Origin of the sequence: Carnobacterium maltaromaticum DSM 20342, assembly GCF_000744945.1 — a bacterium.
GTDB lineage: Bacteria > Bacillota > Bacilli > Lactobacillales > Carnobacteriaceae > Carnobacterium > Carnobacterium maltaromaticum.
Window position 1 is genome coordinate 1,497,824 of the sequence record NZ_JQMX01000001.1, and the last position, 17,290, is coordinate 1,515,113.

General features: G+C 34.2%; 16 protein-coding genes. 3 read left to right on the top strand and 13 right to left on the bottom strand.

Annotated features, from left to right (window positions below; all coding sequences use genetic code 11):
- Positions 1 to 22: 22 nt before the first annotated feature.
- The 5 genes from BR77_RS07255 to BR77_RS07275 form a co-directional block, all read right to left on the bottom strand.
- Positions 23 to 682 carry an ABC transporter ATP-binding protein gene (locus tag BR77_RS07255; RefSeq protein WP_010054353.1) on the bottom strand — a complete coding sequence of 220 codons (660 nt, stop codon included), beginning with the start codon at positions 680 to 682 and terminating at the stop codon, positions 23 to 25.
- A 19-nt stretch (positions 683 to 701) separates the two neighbouring features.
- Entirely contained in the window at positions 702 to 2,222 is a 1,521-nt protein-coding gene (locus BR77_RS07260) for an ABC transporter permease (protein WP_015075699.1), read from the bottom strand.
- A gap of 149 nt (positions 2,223 to 2,371) precedes the next feature.
- The gene (locus BR77_RS07265) at positions 2,372 to 3,550 is read right to left on the bottom strand and encodes a class I SAM-dependent rRNA methyltransferase (RefSeq protein WP_015075698.1); all 1,179 of its coding nucleotides are present in this window, start codon (positions 3,548 to 3,550) and stop codon (positions 2,372 to 2,374) included.
- Between the two features lie 35 nt (positions 3,551 to 3,585).
- Positions 3,586 to 4,794, bottom strand: a complete 1,209-nt coding sequence (locus BR77_RS07270) for a multidrug efflux MFS transporter (protein WP_010054350.1) — start codon at positions 4,792 to 4,794, stop codon at positions 3,586 to 3,588.
- Between the two features lie 103 nt (positions 4,795 to 4,897).
- Positions 4,898 to 5,548: a VanZ family protein gene (locus BR77_RS07275; protein ID WP_010054348.1), complete on the bottom strand. Its 651-nt coding sequence runs from the start codon at positions 5,546 to 5,548 to the stop codon at positions 4,898 to 4,900.
- A 296-nt stretch (positions 5,549 to 5,844) separates the two neighbouring features.
- On the opposite strand from BR77_RS07275, the gene BR77_RS07280 reads away from it, so the two are divergent.
- The 3 genes from BR77_RS07280 to BR77_RS07290 all read left to right on the top strand — a co-directional run bounded on the left by BR77_RS07280 (position 5,845) and on the right by BR77_RS07290 (position 9,676).
- Entirely contained in the window at positions 5,845 to 8,019 is a 2,175-nt protein-coding gene (locus tag BR77_RS07280) for an LTA synthase family protein (RefSeq protein ID WP_010054345.1), read from the top strand.
- Positions 8,020 to 8,187: 168 nt separating this feature from the next.
- Positions 8,188 to 8,955, top strand: coding sequence for an FtsX-like permease family protein (locus BR77_RS07285; RefSeq protein WP_035064439.1), 768 nt, complete (start codon positions 8,188 to 8,190; stop codon positions 8,953 to 8,955).
- Positions 8,956 to 9,127: 172 nt separating this feature from the next.
- The gene (locus tag BR77_RS07290) at positions 9,128 to 9,676 is read left to right on the top strand and encodes a P-loop NTPase family protein (RefSeq protein ID WP_015075696.1); all 549 of its coding nucleotides are present in this window, start codon (positions 9,128 to 9,130) and stop codon (positions 9,674 to 9,676) included.
- A gap of 114 nt (positions 9,677 to 9,790) precedes the next feature.
- On the opposite strand, the gene BR77_RS07295 is transcribed toward BR77_RS07290, so the two are convergent.
- The 8 genes from BR77_RS07295 to BR77_RS07330 all read right to left on the bottom strand — a co-directional run bounded on the left by BR77_RS07295 (position 9,791) and on the right by BR77_RS07330 (position 17,185).
- Positions 9,791 to 11,242, bottom strand: a complete 1,452-nt coding sequence (locus BR77_RS07295; protein WP_035064442.1) for a sensor histidine kinase — start codon at positions 11,240 to 11,242, stop codon at positions 9,791 to 9,793.
- Positions 11,243 to 11,244: 2 nt separating this feature from the next.
- Entirely contained in the window at positions 11,245 to 11,964 is a 720-nt protein-coding gene (locus BR77_RS07300; RefSeq protein ID WP_010054338.1) for a response regulator transcription factor, read from the bottom strand.
- Between the two features lie 204 nt (positions 11,965 to 12,168).
- Complete coding sequence (locus tag BR77_RS07305; RefSeq protein ID WP_015075694.1) at positions 12,169 to 13,065, bottom strand: 3D domain-containing protein; 897 nt, start codon at positions 13,063 to 13,065, stop codon at positions 12,169 to 12,171.
- Between the two features lie 409 nt (positions 13,066 to 13,474).
- Positions 13,475 to 13,822 carry a single-stranded DNA-binding protein gene (locus BR77_RS07310; RefSeq protein WP_010054334.1) on the bottom strand — a complete coding sequence of 116 codons (348 nt, stop codon included), beginning with the start codon at positions 13,820 to 13,822 and terminating at the stop codon, positions 13,475 to 13,477.
- A 114-nt stretch (positions 13,823 to 13,936) separates the two neighbouring features.
- Positions 13,937 to 14,137: a DNA-directed RNA polymerase subunit beta gene (locus BR77_RS07315; protein ID WP_010054332.1), complete on the bottom strand. Its 201-nt coding sequence runs from the start codon at positions 14,135 to 14,137 to the stop codon at positions 13,937 to 13,939.
- 74 nt (positions 14,138 to 14,211) lie between these two features.
- The gene (gene mreB / locus BR77_RS07320; protein ID WP_010054329.1) at positions 14,212 to 15,198 is read right to left on the bottom strand and encodes a rod shape-determining protein; all 987 of its coding nucleotides are present in this window, start codon (positions 15,196 to 15,198) and stop codon (positions 14,212 to 14,214) included.
- A 308-nt stretch (positions 15,199 to 15,506) separates the two neighbouring features.
- A complete protein-coding gene (gene murA, locus BR77_RS07325) occupies positions 15,507 to 16,814 on the bottom strand; it encodes a UDP-N-acetylglucosamine 1-carboxyvinyltransferase (RefSeq protein WP_010054328.1) in 1,308 nt (435 codons plus the stop codon).
- 137 nt (positions 16,815 to 16,951) lie between these two features.
- The gene (locus BR77_RS07330) at positions 16,952 to 17,185 is read right to left on the bottom strand and encodes a DUF1146 family protein (RefSeq protein WP_010054327.1); all 234 of its coding nucleotides are present in this window, start codon (positions 17,183 to 17,185) and stop codon (positions 16,952 to 16,954) included.
- Positions 17,186 to 17,290 lie beyond the last annotated feature (105 nt).

Sequence of the window (17,290 nt, forward strand, 5' to 3'; positions counted from 1 at the left end):
TCTGAGAACGCCTTTTTGGTACTTAAATAATAGTTGTGAATTCCTTATTTTTTAATTGGATGCACACGTCGCTTTCATTCGCTACTTCTTTTTCATGCGTCACCAAAATAATGCATTTATTTTCTTTATGAGCCAACTCTTGAAATAAATGGATGATATCACGAGAAGTTTCCTCGTCTAAGTTTCCTGTCGGTTCATCTGCAACAATCAATTCTGTGTCCGTGCACATCGCCCGCACGATTGCAATTCGTTGTTGCTGTCCACCTGAGAGTTTCATCACATTTTTATTTGCTAAATCTTCAGATATACCGACCTTTTTCAACATTTTTAGCGCATAAGCTTTTTTATCCGTTTCTTTGGAACGGGTGATTTCCATTGCTGTTACAATATTTTGTAAAGCAGTCATATAGGGTAATAAATTATAGGCTTGGAAAACAATCGAAACTTTTTGATTGCGAAATTTAGTCAAACCCATTTTACTAATGGATGTACCTTCATAAAGTATGTCCCCTTCTTTAGGCTTTTCTAATCCTGCTAGTAAAGATAAAAAAGTCGTTTTACCAGATCCACTACTGCCTAAAATACTGTATAAAACGCCTTTTTCAAACGTTAAATTCACATGTTGATAAAGAGGTATATTCCCTTTATCGTACCAATACCCGACATTTTTTGCTGTTATCATTTAAACATCCCCTATCTTTTTACATTGTCAAAATTTTCTTTGGTTCTAAACGAATAACTCCTATTGATGAAATCATGATGGACAAGAAACAAATTCCTAATCCAATTCCCCCTAGTTTAACCAAGTCATTTGTTGAAACAGTTACGTTCAGCTCATCTATTTGTTTCGCTGCTGTGGAACTTTCTGCACCAAAATTTCTAAATCCGCCCATATTTCCGCCACGTGGTTCACTATTGCCACCACCTGGTCCTGTATTTTCAGTCGTTTCTGTTGTTGTCGCTGTTTGTTGATCTAGTAATTGTTGGCCAACGATTGTTCCAACATATTTCCCACTAATTCCAGCTACACACATCGCAACTAAGAAAATCATCAAAATCTCAGTGAAAAATTGGGCAATTAATTTCCAACGTTTTTCGCCTAAAGAGAGTAAAACGCCCATTTCATACTTGCGTTCACGAATTGTCATCATAATAATTAGTGATAAGATGACAACACCAGCTATCGCTACTAATAAAACAACTTTTTTAGCAAAGCTTGAGACATTTTCAATCGGTTTAATCATTTGCTCATAAACGGCTGTATCTGTTTGTAAGCTATAGGTCTCAGTATCTAAACCGGTTGCCTCTGCAGCTTTCACAAAACTTTCGACATTTTCTGGATCATCTAAATTAAAGATAACTGAGTCAACCCCATTATCATATGTTGCGCCTTTTAAAGTATTGGCAAAGGTGTAAGGGACATAGATTTGATTCGAAGGATTTAAGAAATTAAAATTAGCCGCCATTGCATTGTCACTTGTTGTTGTCTCATAAATTCCTTGAATCGTTAGCTCATATGTGACTGTGTCATCTGTTGGATTAGAAATAGTAATTGTATCGCCAACAGCCAGGTCATTGGCTTCAGCTAAACTTTTTTCGATTAAAACAACATTTTTATTTACGTCCTCTTTAGTCAAGGCTGTTCCAGTTGTCAATGTACTTGTTCCGTCTGTAAAAGCCGCTAAGTTTTCTGTCGATAGAACACCTTGAACATTTAAATCACCCTGGGCTGCCCCTGGTCCAAAATTTGAGCCTCTTTCGCTCTCACTACCTTCACCTCCTGGTCCCCCAGTTGGTTGTTGGGTTTCAGTCGTTGTTTCCGTTGAATCGCTACTTGAAATGGGTTCGAAAGACTCCGCTCCTGCTGAAGTCGTTGAAATAAAGTTATAACTAGCAACATGATCTAACGCCGCTAATTTAGTGGCAATCGTCAAATCAACAGGCGTTGATTCATAGGAACCAGGAGTTGGTCTTTGAGTTTCTGTGGTTTCTGAACTACTCGTTTCTTCAGTTGATTTTTTTAATGTATTTTCACGATTGACTCCTAAAGTTACAGAACCTCCCATTGATTTTCTAGCTTCAGATGTAGCTACATTGGCAGCACTTTGGATTGTTAACCCTGCTAACACAAAAATTAAGATGGCAGAAAAAATGAATAACAATAAAAATGAACGTCCTTTTTTTACTTTAGTACTTAATAATGCTCGTTTGATAAAATTCATACTACTTTCCCCCTGCTTCCTTTCAATATAGAAACACTTTACTTGTGCTCTGCATTAGTTATACCTTTCCAAGCTTAAATCAAACTTAAAAAAGTCGAAAAAAATAGACAAACAAGTATGACTCGTTTGTCTAATCAATCGAAATCTATTTATTTTTTACGTAAAATCCAGACTTTTAAATAGTCGCCTTCAGGAAAATGAGTATTTATTTTAAAATCATTCGGCAGTTGATACTTTTCAAGCCAATCAAATTGGCAATTTTTATTTGCAAAAGCTTTCTTAATGAATCCTTCAAATTTCTCCATTGTTACATTGGCTGCATTTGTTGAAGCAACAATTACACCATTTTTATTCGTTATCTCAATCACTTCTTCTAGTAATTTTGAATAATCTTTTGCCACACTAAAAGTTCGCTTCTTAGATCTGGCAAAACTTGGTGGGTCTATTATAACTGTGTCAAAAGATAATTCTTTTTTAGATGCATATTTAAAATAATCAAAAACATCCATCACAATAATTTTTTGTGTTTCTGGATCAATTCCATTAACTTCAAATTGTTCTTTAGTTTTAGGTAAACTACGATTAGCTAAATCTACACTGGTTGTCTCTAAAGCACCACCCATGGCTGCAGCTACTGAAAAAGCACCTGTATAGCTGAATGTATTTAAAATGGTTTTACCCACAGCATATTTTTCCCTAATGGCTTCACGAACTTCTCGTTGATCTAGGAAAATTCCAGTCATCAAACCATCATTCATATAAGTTGCGTATTGGATGCCATTTTCTTGTACCAACAAGGGTTCTGGAGCCTTTTCACCAAATACATGACTCTCATCATTTTGGCCTTTTGTATCATATCTAAATTTTTGATAAATACCTTTTATAGCTGGAACTGCTGACTTAAAAGCTTCTATAATCATTTTTTGATGTGTATAAATACCTTCACTGTACCATGAAAAAACATAGTAATCTGCATAAAAATCAATTGTCAATCCGCCTAAACCGTCTCCTTCACCATTAAAAAAGCGATAAGCCGTCGTATCACCATTGGCTTCTAAAAATGTCCGGTTGCTTCCAGCTAAATGAAATAACTTTTCAAAAAACTTTTGATTTATTTTTTCTTGAGGATTTAGAGATAAGATCCAACCGTCGCCTTTATTTTGTTTAGCTAAATAGGCACTAGCAACAAATTTCTTTTGTTGGTCAATTAGTTCAACCAAGGTACCTTCTGTAACACTTGGTTCTTTAACAAAATCACCCTTCACAAGCAGTGGATAGCCACTTTTAATTTTATTTGTTGCTTGCATTTTCACCATTATTTTTTCCATTTTACCTAAAACCCCTTTATCTCTCTTTACTCAAATTACTTATTTGATTGAATTTTTTTAATATTTTTAGTATTACGCTGTACTAAAAAGAAATTACTTATAATAAATAGCGGTGTAATTAAAAAGACTCCACTAAATCCTAAACTAGCTGAAATAACCGATCCGAGCAGCGGACCCATCACATTTCCCATTGCTTGAAATGATTGATTATAACTAAAAATCCTACCAGCCACAGCATGTGGGGTATTTTTTGTTAGAATAGCTTGAACTGCTGGAATTAAAGCTGCATCTGATACCCCTAACAAGAACCGTAAAACAGCTAATTGCCAAACTTGGGTCACAAAAGCCATCGGAATTAAAATAATGACTGAAAATAGTAACCCAGCTTTCAACACTCGTTCACTTCCGATTCGATCACCAAGCGCACCTAAACGAGGTGCTGCCAGTAAGGTGGCAATTCCTGGAACAGATGCAACAATGCCACTAATAAAGGCTACATTGGAGGATTCACCGGCTAATTGTTTCACATATAAACTTAAAATCGGACTGATTGAATTAGCGGCAACTTGAATCATCATTGTTGTAACGAACATGCCAATAATGACTCGTGGAAATTTCAACTCTGCTAAAACGGCTTTACCAGATAACTCGTCTTCTTTTAAAACAGGTTCAAAATTTTCTTTTACAAAGAACAAGCACAATAAGAAAACTAAAAATAATAAAAAGCCAGTAATAAAAAAAGTAATTCGAAAACCAAAAAATTCAGCAATCGTTCCACCAGCTAGTGGTCCCATTAATGTTCCTGTCACACTTCCAGTTGTAAGTGTCCCTAATGTTGCACCACTTTTTTCCCTTGGTACTTGAGTGGCAATCAAAGCTGTCGCATTAGAAATAAAACCTGAAAAAAAACCTTGTAACAAACGCAATCCGATTAATTGATAGACATTTTGGACCGTACCCATTAAGGCAATCACAATTGCCATTCCAAGTGCTGTTCGTAAAAGCATGAGCTTTCGCCCTTTTCGATCTGCTAGTTTCCCCCAAAAAGGCGCTACTATTGCCGTCACAAAAAAAGTTGAACTAAAAGTAATTCCGCTCCACATACTCACTTCTTTAGATGTAAAATCACCTAAAGTATCAATATAAAGAGCCATAAAAGGCATGACTAAACTGAATCCAACTCCAGCTAAAAAACAACCAAACCACAAAATTTTAAGGTTCACTTGCCAGATTTCTCTTTTCATCGATGCATCCACTCTTTTCTGATTCCTTTGTTTCCTATTATAGCACAGCTTTTAGAAAAAATTAAAAGTGGTTATTTTCTCAAAAAAAAAACGAAAAAAACAGTCAGACTGCCTCTTTTCGTCTTTTTTGTTTGGAAAATAATTTTTTTAGCAAGAAATAAACTTCATATAATACAAAACCGATTAGCGCTCCTGTGGTATTGAACATTACATCATCTACATCTGCGATACCTGTCCTAAATAAGAACTGCATTGTTTCAATAGCAATTGAACAAAATAAACCGATAAAAAATGTGCGTAAAAACGGATGATTATTTTGTGAAAGATAAGCCACACAGAAACCTAACGGAATAAACCAAAAGATATTTCCATATAAATTATAGTAAAAATCAAACAAAGATGTTCCTTGTGTTAGTTTAAATGTTTCGGTAAATGGTTGCCAATTCACTTCACTTAAGGGGCGTAGTTCAATATAGACATTTGTAATACTATATTCCCCACGAAACACAGTTAGTTGAAATAACAAAATTACATAGAACACGAAAAACTGAACAACAAATTCTCTTGCAACTCTGATTTTAGTTCCCTTCAGATGTTTGTATAGTAGGTAAATACCTCTAATTAAAAGCCAGACTAAAAAATAACGAAGTGTACGATCAACACTATAGAAAATAAGTTTAATTAAAGGAAAGTGATTAATAGTGTCCCCAAAATTTGACTCTGTAAACTCATATAAATTTTGTAAAAAAAACATATTTTTGGGAACCTCCTTCTTTTTTGTTACCACTATTATAACTGAATTTGATAAAAAAAGATAAAAATGAAGGTTAAGATTTCTTTAAAATGAAAACACCCTTTAAAAAGCTTTTAAAACAGCCTTTCATTCTCTTGTTAATCAGATAGAAAAATTGACTTTCTCTGGTCAAAAAGGTAAAATATAAAGTGATATATTTATTGACAGTTAGAAAGAAGACGTGACTATTTAGACATGGAACTTCTTTTTTTAATGTAACCTACAAACTTGTCTACTTTCTAAGGAGGACGCTAGAATTGAAATTGATAAAGAAAACACAAGCTATACTGAATACAAGATTAGGATTTTTCACACTCGCTGTTTTACTATTTTGGGCTAAAACTTATTATAGCTATCAAACAGCCTTCTCATTAGGGGTGACTGGACCCTTACAACAATTTATTTTGTTCATTAATCCAGTTGCAACCACATTGTTCATTTTTTCAATTGCGTTGTATTTTAAAAAACCACGTCGGGCCTATATTGCACTGTTTGTTTTGTACTTATTAGCAACAGCCTTACTTTACTCAAACGTAATTTACTATCGTGAGTTTACAGACTTTTTAACTGTAAATACCATGTTAGGGGCTAAAAGTGTTGCTGGTGGCTTAAATACAAGTGCTTTTGCCTTAACTTCATTTGCTGATATTTTTTACATCTTAGATTTTATTATCTTATTAGGATTACTTTTATCTAAACAAGTGAAAATGGACCCTCGCCCATTCAAAAAACGCTATGCATTTGCTATGACAGTTTTATCTGTTGCTATTTTTGGAGCAAATCTTAGCATTGCTGAAAGCAATCGTCCACAACTATTAACTCGTACTTTTGACCGTAACTATATTGTCAAATATCTAGGTTTAAATGTCTTTACTGTTTATGACGGAATCAAAACCGCTCAAGCCAATCAGGTGAAAGCAAATGCTGATAGTTCAGATATGGATGAAGTTATCTCATATCTAAATGAACATCGCGCAGCTGCTAACCCCGCTACTTTTGGTTCAGCAAAAGGAAAAAATGTAATTTATATCCATTTAGAGAGTTTCCAACAATTTTTAATTGATTATAAATTAAAAGATGAAAATGGTGTTGAACATGAAGTTACACCTTTCTTAAACAGCTTATACCATGATCAAAGTACTACATCTTACGAGAACTTTTTCCATCAAGTTGGACAAGGTAAAACGAGTGATGCAGAAACACTATTAGAAAATTCATTATTTGGATTGCCACAAGGTTCAGCATTTACTCAAGCTGGTTCAAGTAATGTGTTCCAAGCTGCTCCACAAATTTTACGTGATAACGGCAACTATACAAGTGCTGTTTTCCATGGAAATGTCGGCTCTTTCTGGAATCGTGATAACACATACAAATCTTTTGGATTTAATTACTTCTTTGATGCAAGTTATTATGATGTTTCTGATGGGAACACATTGGAGTATGGATTAAAAGATAAATTATTATTCCAAGAATCTACTCAGTATTTAGAACAGTTGCCGCAACCTTTCTATGCTAAATTCTTAACTGTAACGAATCATTTCCCGTATCCACTAGATGATGATAATGTTGAGTTTCCAAGAGCAACTACGGGTGATAGCACTATTGATGGCTATTTTGCCACTGCTCATTATTTAGATCAATCCGTTAAAGAATTCTTTGATTATTTAAAAGCTTCAGGCTTATATGATAATTCAATGATTGTCCTTTACGGAGATCATTATGGTATTTCTAATTCAAGAAATCCTTCATTAGCACCCCTACTTGGGAAAACTTCTGAAGAATGGACAGATTACGACAATGCCTTAGTCCAACGTGTACCATTTATGTACCATATCCCTGGTCAAACCAACGGTGGTATTAAAAGTGAATTTGGTGGACAAATTGATGTCTTGCCTACCCTATTACATTTATTAGGTGTTGATACGACAAATGAAGATGGATTTATCCAGTTTGGGACAGATTTAACTTCTCCTGAACACGATCAAACTGTCGCTTTCCGTAACGGAAGCTTTGTTACACCAAAATATACGGTTATGGGAACTAAAATTTACGATACTAAAACAGGAGCTTTAATCACTGATCCTAGCGAAGAAGTTTTAGCTGAAGTTGAAGTATTACGAACTGGAGTCGAAAAACAATTAAATCTCTCAGATAGTATTATCAATAGTGATTTATTACGTTATTACACCCCTGCTAACTTCACTCCTGTTGATCCAACTGTCTTTAATTATAAAAATCAAGTTGATCAATTGAAAGAAGCTGCTAAAAAACTTGGCGATGAAAATACTAGCTTAATCAATCAAAAAGATGGACAATCTACTGTTGAACTTTATAAAACAGATGCTCCTGAATTAATGACCGATGCTGAAAAAGCAGCTAAAGCTGCTGCAGATTCCGCTGCAGAAGCTGCAAAGGAAGACGCTACAAAATAACTAGTTTAAAAGAAGGTAAACGGGTTGATACATTACCTGGTTTACCTTCTTTTTTTGTCTTTTATTTTTCTTAAATAAATGCTAAAAATGCATTAACTGTTCACACTTTTTTCATACTCTTTTATTATACTTAGATAATAGACTAACAATGAGGGAGGAATATACACAATGACTATTTTCGAACGGGCTGTTTTACGTATTCGACATACGCCTATGAGAAGCATTCTTGTTTTCTTTCTGTATGTTGCGTTCAGTTTAATTTTAGTTTTCTTATTCTCAATGTTAACTCAACTTAATTTTTCTTTAGATACTATAAATGAAACCTTAAATTTAAAGCAAAGCGATTTAACAATTAATACAGATTTTTTTCAGTCATTAGCTGAAACAATTAAGCATAAACAAGATATAGTCGGCCAACTCCTTTTATTTACCATTGTATTTGGTGCAATTGGCTTTACTGCTCTCCATGGACTATTACTTTTCTTTAGAAGAAAAGAGCTTTTAAATTTTCGTTTAATTGGCGAAAAGAAAAGAAAAATCTTTTTTCAACTCGTGCTAGAAAATCTAATTTTATTAAATGTTTTTTTATTGTTTTTATTTGTTACAAGCGTCTTTTTCCGGCAACCTGTGGCACAACAACTCAATCAAATTGAGCAAAATTTTGTTGGAAAGACTGAAAAACATTTCCTTATTCAAACGAATTCAACTATTATATCTGCTACGCAGGATGATAAATTACCAAGTGAGAATCCGCAACCCTATAAAGAAGGTGTCTCAAAGTTTAATACAGTCACCTTAACAGATGCTAACCAAACTATTGGAACAAACCCTCAGAGGTTCGTTCAGTTTGCCTTAGGAATGAATTTATTCACACTATTGTGTATGTCACCAGCAGCCTTATGGTTTCTTAATCGAAATACTTTGAAATACGGATGACCATGCATACTTAAAGAGCTTTTTATCAGACCAGCTCTTTTTTGCCAACTCCTCGAGAAAAAGATAAAATCTAGAGAGGACAAAAAGCGTCCTATCAGATTTTCCTATTTTCTTGCCAGGCCTAACCAGTCCAACAAACTTTTTATTTTCATACAGGAGGTTACGTTAAATCATGATGACTCATTTAAAATCAAAGAACACTACTTTTCCATTTACTGAACAGTCTCTTTATACCATTGCTATTGGAAATGATAAAGAAGAAAAAAAAGTGATTCAATCGTTAACTAGGTTATTCAGTTCTTCTGAACGGGAAAAGATTGGATATATTCTAAAAGAACCTGCGTTTATTCATTACTTTACGATTTTACAGAATATTTTATTAACTGTAAAATTAGCGAAACCTAAACTCCGTTCTCCTGAATTGCTTATATTAGATGCTTTGGAAGAAAGTTATATCTCTCCTGACTTAGCAAATAAAAAAATCGATTCTCTAACAGATGAACAAAAAAAGGAAGTTCAATTAATTGCAAGTTTGTGTGCTGAAAAAAAAATAATTTTAGTTGATGATTGGCTAAAGAATGAAAATGGACCCCAATTAAAAAATTGGATTATGATTTTTAAAAGCTTAATTAAACAAAAAGGTCTCTCAATTATTGTTCTTACATCGGATGATAATATTGCTAATCTTGGTGATATCCAACTATCTCCAGCAGATCTTTAATTAGTTATTACCTGTTAAAATGAATAAAATCCGATTAAATATAGGAGAAATTCTCCTATATTTAATCGGATTTTTCTATATCTATAAAAATTTAACTGCCAAATGCACTCTTACTTAAGCTTTTAAATCAGGATTCTCTAACTTTTCAGTAGTTCCTTCTTCAATCACTTCTTTTGGAAAACTTAATCTAAATGTAGTACCTTGATCTGGAACACTTTCAACTGTTACTTTCCCATCATGCAAATTCATTAATTGTTGCACGATAGCCAAGCCTAAACCAGACTCACCAAATTTTGTGTTCTTTCTAGAAACATCTGCTTTATAGTAACGTTCCCAGATATTTTTGACTTCCTCAGCAGTCATTCCAATCCCTGTATCTGTAATTTCAATCACAGTTTCTTTTAAACCTGCTAATCCAATAACTGAAATTTGACCATCCTTTGTAAATTGAATCGCATTTTGAACAATATTCACTATCACTTGGACGAAACGGTCATAATCAGCGTACACAGTCAATTCTCGAGGACAATCAAGTGTAAGTTTGTTACCTGATTCTTCAGCCTTTCCGCTCAATTGTTGGACGATGCTTTCCAAGGCATCATGGACGTTAAATGTATAACGGCTTAAAGTGATTTGATTGGAACGAATTTTTTCATAATCTAAATTTTCATTAACTAAACGAATGAGGCGTCTAGTTTCATTTTGCATCAATGTAATACTCCGCTTTTTTTGCTCTTCTGGAAAAACGTCGTATTCTAGACCCTCTAAAAGCCCGTTAATGGTTGTTAACGGCGTTCTCATCTCATGAGCCGCATCTGCCATAAACTGCCTTCTCCGGTTCTCCTGACGCTCTATTTCTTCATTTGATTCTTTTAATGAGCTAGCCATCGTATTGAAATCTTCTGCTAAATCATCAAATTCATCACGATCTTTACTTTCTAAATGGACATCAAAATCACCTTTTGAAATTCGGTGCGTAGCACTACGCAAGCGATTAATCCGTTTGACTTGATATTGTGCTAAAACAAAGCTGAGTATTAACGCACAGATCGTTGAAATAACTAACGCAAAATAAAGATTTTTTTTCAGCTCGGATATACTTCCCTTAATATTGCTCATGGGCGCATCCACATACACAATTCCCGCAAATTCTTGCGTCTCTGTATAGACAAAGGACACTAAAACCCATAATTGCTTATTTTTATTCCCTAATAAATCAATGGGAGAATCACCTTTTGAGCTAACCTCGTTCCCTTTAGTTAATTCCTTCAAATCTGCATCTGATATATTTAAATATTTGCCTTTATCTCGCTTTGGCGAAATAATTTGCTTATTAGTGTCCGTAACATAAATCCTAACACCCTGGTTGTGTAATAATAATTCCGCCCATTCGGCATTCTCAACTAAACGATTTTCAATAATAGTGTTGGCATAACTACTTAATTGGCTCTCCAAATTTTCTTGAACAGTATCTGTTGTAAATTTAAGAAAAGAAAACCCTAAAATAACTAAGACCGTCATGATTACTGCAAAAAAGGCTAACATTTGCTGATAAAGATATTTCATAGCTATTCAACTCCGCTGTCGTCAAATTTATAGCCCACTCCCCAAACTGTTTGAATCACTTGCGGACCTGTTTTTTCAATTTTTTGGCGTAATTTTTTAATATGAGCATCAACTGTTCGTTCATCCCCATAATATTGATAATCCCAAACTAATGTTAGTAACTGCTCTCGAGAAAAAACTTGCTTTGGACTTTTAGCTAATGTATAAAGCAATTCAAATTCTTTTGGTGTTAATCCTTCAATCGGCTTTTCAAATAAGAAAGCTTCTCGTGTTTTTGTGTTAATTTTCAAATGATCTGTTGCCACTTCAAAATCTTCATCCAACTTATGCTTTGGTACTTCTTCATGGCTAGTTAAATCTGCTCTACGGTGTAACGCCTTCAGTCTGGCAATTAGTGTTAGTGGACTAAAAGGCTTCGTTACATAGTCATCTGCGCCCATTTCCAAGCCAATCACTTGATCGCTCTCTGAATCTTTAGCTGTTAACATGATAATCGGCACTGTCTCCGATACTTTACGAATTTCACGGCAGATTTGAATTCCATCCATTGTTGGTAAATTTAAATCTAGTGTCACAATATCCCAAGAATCTGGCTGCTCTAAAAAAGCATCTAAGCCCTCTTTTCCGTCTTGTTTAAACGTAGCATCCCAATTTTCCTTCAAAAAAAACATTTCCATCATTTCACAAACAGATTGGTTATCTTCTATCATTAATATTTTCATTGCTATCCCTCTTTTCGATTCGATTCACCTTCACTCTTTTCATTATACTATTTTTATCGGTTGAAACAAAGTAACTCGTTAAAGAATCAAGTTTTCTTCATAAAGTATTCATATCCAGCAAATGACTTTGCTATACGGCATCTACTACTATTTCATAGCAAAATAAAAAGCTGCACCCTTTTATTTGGGTACAGCTTTGATTATTTAATCTAAAATAGTAACTTGGACTGAACGTACACCCCACTGATAACATGCATCAACTGTTGCAAAATGAACATCAATTTTATTTCCAACAATCGCTCCACCTGTATCACCAGCAATGGCTTCACCATATCCTTCTACGAATACACGGCTTCCTAATGGAATTACATTAGGGTCAACAGCAATTACATTTGACGTTTGTCTTAAATCAATGCCAAGTGCTGTAAACGAGGACATTCCTGGTTCGCTTGTGCTATATGCTGTAGCTGAAACAGTTACGACACGCCCACTTGGTGCCGCTGCAGTTGGAGTTGTTTCAACAGTTGGTGCTGGTGCTACTTCTGCAACTGCCTCTACTGGTTGAGTAACAGGTGCTTCTGCAACTACTGCTGGTTCTGGTGCTACTTCAACAACTGGTGCTGGTGCTTCCCAAGATAATTTTGAAGTTTCAATAGTAGTTGGATCTTTTTCAGTTTGAATTTTTATTGTTTGACCAACTTGAATGATTGAATCAATCGTTAATCCGGCATTCCATTTCATTAAATCTTCTAATGAAACTTCAAATGCTTTAGCAATATTTTCAATAGTGTCTCCTGCTTCTACAGTATAATTTGCAACTGTAGATGTTTTTTCTACTTTAGTTACTTTTGACATACTTGGTGTTTGATCTTTTAAAGTTTGAGCTGCTAATAGCTCTTGTACAATAGTCTTTGAATCATTATTAGAGTTTTTTTGAGTAGTTAAGTTAGCTAACACAGTTTGTCCAGATAGTGTTGCTACATTTTTAGGTACCACCTGTTCTGAGTTATCATCTAATGTTGCTGCTAAGGCAGAAGATACTCCTGCTATACCTACAAATAATGTAGATGCTATAGCAATCGATAGAATTCTTTTTTTCATATGTTTATTTTCCTCCTGTTCGCTATGAAGAAAATAATACCATTTCTATCTAAGCCCTAGGTTACTCATTGATTAAGCCTATGTGACGGCCCACCCCTATTCAAAGAAAAACCCGTTATACTTGTAAATTTTCTGACAATTCATTTTTTTTAATTTATTTTAGTTTTTTTGAAACTAAAATTTGAAATCGAAACCATTCCTAATTCTATCACTTTTTTGTTATCTATTATTTTTCAAAAAATTTCACATTTTGTTTTCTAATTATTTTTATACGTCAAAAAAACCCTTTTTAATATTACATTTTTTTAGTAATCATCACAAATTATAACGTTATTTTATTTATAAACAAGAAAAGAAAAAGCCAGAACCTGTCTCTATTACAGTTCGTTAACAAGTAAGGCAGAGCTTTTTAAGGTTCAACTATCGCTATTGTCTCTTCCGTTCGTTTATTTTGTAAAAATTGAATTTCTTCAACACGCATTTCTACAACAAATATAGTAATATTTTCACTATTGATGTAGCTTCGTGATTGCATCTTTCCATTAATACCAATTAAATCCCCTTTCTCGCAATATAAATCTAATAATTTTGCAACTTTCCCCCAAGCAACAAGTGGAATAAAATCAGCTTGCTGTTGTTGTTCGGTTTTAAAAATACGTTGTACAGCAATTGTATTATTAACAACTGACTTACTTTCCCCTACCTCTTGTAATTGAATCTCTCTAACTAAACGGCCAACCAAAGTAACTTGATTCATTTATTCTCACACCTTTCTATAGTAGACTCTATGCAAAAACAACTCTTTAATTTTTATTTTAACTATACTATACAAAAAAAGTGCTAAATTAGATAAACTAATTTAGCACTTTTTTTAATTTTTTGGTCCTTTTGTAAAAAAGCTAAAGATATGTTCCCAAGTATTTTGGCTAAAAACAGCAAAAGGATTGCCATCACCTAATAGTCCAAATCCAATCATTGCTCCAATTAAAAACGTTAGAATAATCACAACAATGACAATTAATACCTTGAGAGGTGTTGGAATTGCTCCCATTTTTTCTTTCTTATTTGGCATTATTTCCACCTCATTCAATTAACTAAGCATTATTCCTACATATAGGATATAAGTCGCTATCAGAGATAAAATAATTAACGACGTTTTTTGCTAATATTTTCCAATAAGATACCTGTACCTAATGCGACTGCATCTAATGGACGCTCCGCAACAAAAACTGGAACTTTTAGTTCTTCCGCAAATAATTGATCAATTCCATCTAACAAGGCACCACCACCTGTTAAAATAATCCCGCGATCAATAATATCCGCTGATAATTCTGGTGGAGTTTGTTCTAAAACATCTTTTGCTTGTTGTACAATTAGCATCATTGATTCATTTAGTGCTTCTTGAACTTCATCAGAAGTAATCGTAATTGTTCTTGGTAAACCACTGACCATATCGCGACCACGAACATCCATTGAATCAGAACGATTTTTAGGGAAAACTGTTCCAATTTCAATTTTAATTGATTCAGCAGTTCTTTCACCAATCAATAATTTATATTTTTTCTTCACATACTGTGTGATTTCACTATCTAATTTGTCACCAGCTAATTTTAATGAACGACTAGTTACGATATCTCCCATTGATAAAACAGCGATATCACTAGTTCCTCCACCTATATCAATTACCATGTTTCCACTTGGTTGAAAAATATCCATTCCAGCACCAATTGCGGCAACTTTTGGTTCTTCTTCGAGATAGACGTTTTTCCCACCACTTTTTTCAGCAGCTTGAATAATGGCTTTTTGCTCAATAGAGGTAATATTTGTTGGACAGCAAATTAAAATATTCGGTTTTGACAAGAATCCTTTCACATTCAACTTATTAATGAAATAAGAAAGCATAGCTTCCGTAATATCAAAATCAGCAATAACACCATCCTCTAAAGGACGAATTGCCCGGATATTTCCTGGAGTACGCCCTACCATTCGATAAGCTTCTTCTCCTACTGCCAATACTTGACCATTTGTTGTGTCAATAGCTACTACCGCAGGCTCATTTAAAACAATCCCTTTTCCTTTTACATGAATTAATACATTTGCTGTACCTAAATCGATACCTATATCTTTCGCCATTATTATTGTTCTCCTCTCAAAGCTCTTCGTTCAATTTTAGGCTACATAAATAAACATAGCCATCTAATTTTCTATTATAGCATAACTAACCTTAATCCGAAACCGAGATTTTCTTAAAAATTTAATAAAAAATGATTGTTTTTTGATAGTTGAGTTATTAACTCATTAAAAAGCTGTTTGGCTTTGCTCAGGATTGAATAAAGAAGAGGTAAATTTGGTAGGTCGCTGCTATTACCTACTTCTATGACTTAAATCAAAAAGTGCCGATCAAAACTATTAAAAGTTTCGATCAGCACTTAGGTTGATTTTTAGTTAAACATTTTTTCTAATTCTGCTTCAGTTAGCTGATTTTCTTCTTCATTCACACGTTCAACATCCGCACCAAGTGCTTGCAGTTTTTTATGGAATTCAAAGTACCCACGATCTAAATATTCTAAATGCGTCACACGAGTATAACCTTCTGCGCATAATCCACTTAAAATAAGGGCAGCAGCAGCTCTAAGATCTGTAGCGGCAACTTCAGCACCTTGCAGTTTAGTTGGGCCATACATAACTAATGATGGACCTTCAACTTTGAAATTCGCATTCATACGACGTAATTCTTCCATATGCATATAGCGATTCTCAAAAACGGTCTCAGTCATTGTGCTAGTACCTTCTGCTAATAATTGAACAGCAGTCATTTGTGCTTGCATATCCGTTGGGAAACCGGGATGTGGCATCGTTTTTACATCAGTTGCTTTCAACTTTTCAGGTCCAATAACACGCATGCCATTTTCTTCTTCAGTAATTGAAACATTCATTTCTTTTAATTTTGAAATTAAAGGTTTATTATGTTCTGCAACAGCATCTTCAATAAAAATATTTCCCTTAGTCATTGCTGCAGCGACCATAAACGTGCCCGCTTCAATTCTATCAGGAATAATACCATGTTCTGTACCAGTTAAAACTTCGACACCTTCGATTCGAATTGTCTCAGTTCCTGCTCCAATAACTTTTGCACCCATGCGATTTAAAAAGTTAGCTAAATCGACAATTTCAGGTTCACGGGCTACGTTTTCAATGACTGTTGTACCTTTAGCTAACGTTGCAGCCATCATAATATTTTGTGTTGCACCTACGCTAGGGAAGTCAAGGTAAATTCTTGCGCCTTTTAATTCATCAGCGAACGCTTCTATAAAGCCATTTTCGATATGTACTCTCGCACCCATCGCTTCAAAGCCTTTTAAATGTAAATCAATTGGTCTTGTTCCGATTGCACAACCACCTGGAAGCGCAACTTTAGCATGACCTAAACGAGCCAATAATGGACCCATTACAACAATTGACGCACGCATTTTACTTACGTATTCAAAAGGTGCTTCAAAATTCAATTCATGGGTTGCATTGACAACAACCTCTTTATTTTTTTCACTAAAGTTAATATCTAAGTTTAAATGGTGTAACACTTCATTGATTGTAAATACATCAGACAATGTTGGTACATTTGTTAATTTACTTTCCCCAACACTTGCTAAGATAGTTGCTGCTAAAATTGGTAATACTGCATTTTTAGCACCTTCTACTTTAACTGTTCCTTCCAGACGTTTGCCGCCACGAACAATTATTTTTTCCATGTTTAAACCCCTCCGAAACTCTTAAGTGCTTCATTGGATATTTACTAACCAATGACCGCTTCTAGCATTATAGCATGAAATGATTTCATGAAACAATCATTTCACCTGTTTTCTGAAAAAATTACCGCTTTTTCATCTTATTTTAACAAATAAGGCAAACTCTTAGAAAGACTGATAAATTCTAAAAAGAAGCTACTTACTGTATAACCAATGACTATTGATAAAAAAATATACAAAACTCTTGCTTGCCTTTCATACCCTTTTTTGATCCAATTCTCAATGCGAATTCCACGAAGAGCCCAAAAAGACATCATGATAAAAATGATATGTGACACGATTCCTAATAAAGATTGTACGCCTAAAAATGACATATATCTGGTCTCCTTTTTTATGGATTATATTTTTAATGCTAACATAATTTTATAAATAAATAAACAAATCTCACTCTAAAAGAATGAGTATGTAAAAATCCTCAG

Coding starts and splice junctions, on each gene's coding strand:
- BR77_RS07255 (WP_010054353.1), bottom strand. CDS start 682: ATGATAACAGCAAAAAATGTCGGGTATTGGTACGATAAAGGGAATATA.
- BR77_RS07260 (WP_015075699.1), bottom strand. CDS start 2,222: ATGAATTTTATCAAACGAGCATTATTAAGTACTAAAGTAAAAAAAGGA.
- BR77_RS07265 (WP_015075698.1), bottom strand. CDS start 3,550: ATGGAAAAAATAATGGTGAAAATGCAAGCAACAAATAAAATTAAAAGT.
- BR77_RS07270 (WP_010054350.1), bottom strand. CDS start 4,794: ATGAAAAGAGAAATCTGGCAAGTGAACCTTAAAATTTTGTGGTTTGGT.
- BR77_RS07275 (WP_010054348.1), bottom strand. CDS start 5,548: ATGTTTTTTTTACAAAATTTATATGAGTTTACAGAGTCAAATTTTGGG.
- BR77_RS07285 (WP_035064439.1), top strand. CDS start 8,188: ATGACTATTTTCGAACGGGCTGTTTTACGTATTCGACATACGCCTATG.
- BR77_RS07290 (WP_015075696.1), top strand. CDS start 9,128: ATGATGACTCATTTAAAATCAAAGAACACTACTTTTCCATTTACTGAA.
- BR77_RS07295 (WP_035064442.1), bottom strand. CDS start 11,242: ATGAAATATCTTTATCAGCAAATGTTAGCCTTTTTTGCAGTAATCATG.
- BR77_RS07300 (WP_010054338.1), bottom strand. CDS start 11,964: ATGAAAATATTAATGATAGAAGATAACCAATCTGTTTGTGAAATGATG.
- BR77_RS07305 (WP_015075694.1), bottom strand. CDS start 13,065: ATGAAAAAAAGAATTCTATCGATTGCTATAGCATCTACATTATTTGTA.
- BR77_RS07310 (WP_010054334.1), bottom strand. CDS start 13,822: ATGAATCAAGTTACTTTGGTTGGCCGTTTAGTTAGAGAGATTCAATTA.
- BR77_RS07315 (WP_010054332.1), bottom strand. CDS start 14,137: ATGCCAAATAAGAAAGAAAAAATGGGAGCAATTCCAACACCTCTCAAG.
- mreB (WP_010054329.1), bottom strand. CDS start 15,198: ATGGCGAAAGATATAGGTATCGATTTAGGTACAGCAAATGTATTAATT.
- murA (WP_010054328.1), bottom strand. CDS start 16,814: ATGGAAAAAATAATTGTTCGTGGCGGCAAACGTCTGGAAGGAACAGTT.
- BR77_RS07330 (WP_010054327.1), bottom strand. CDS start 17,185: ATGTCATTTTTAGGCGTACAATCTTTATTAGGAATCGTGTCACATATC.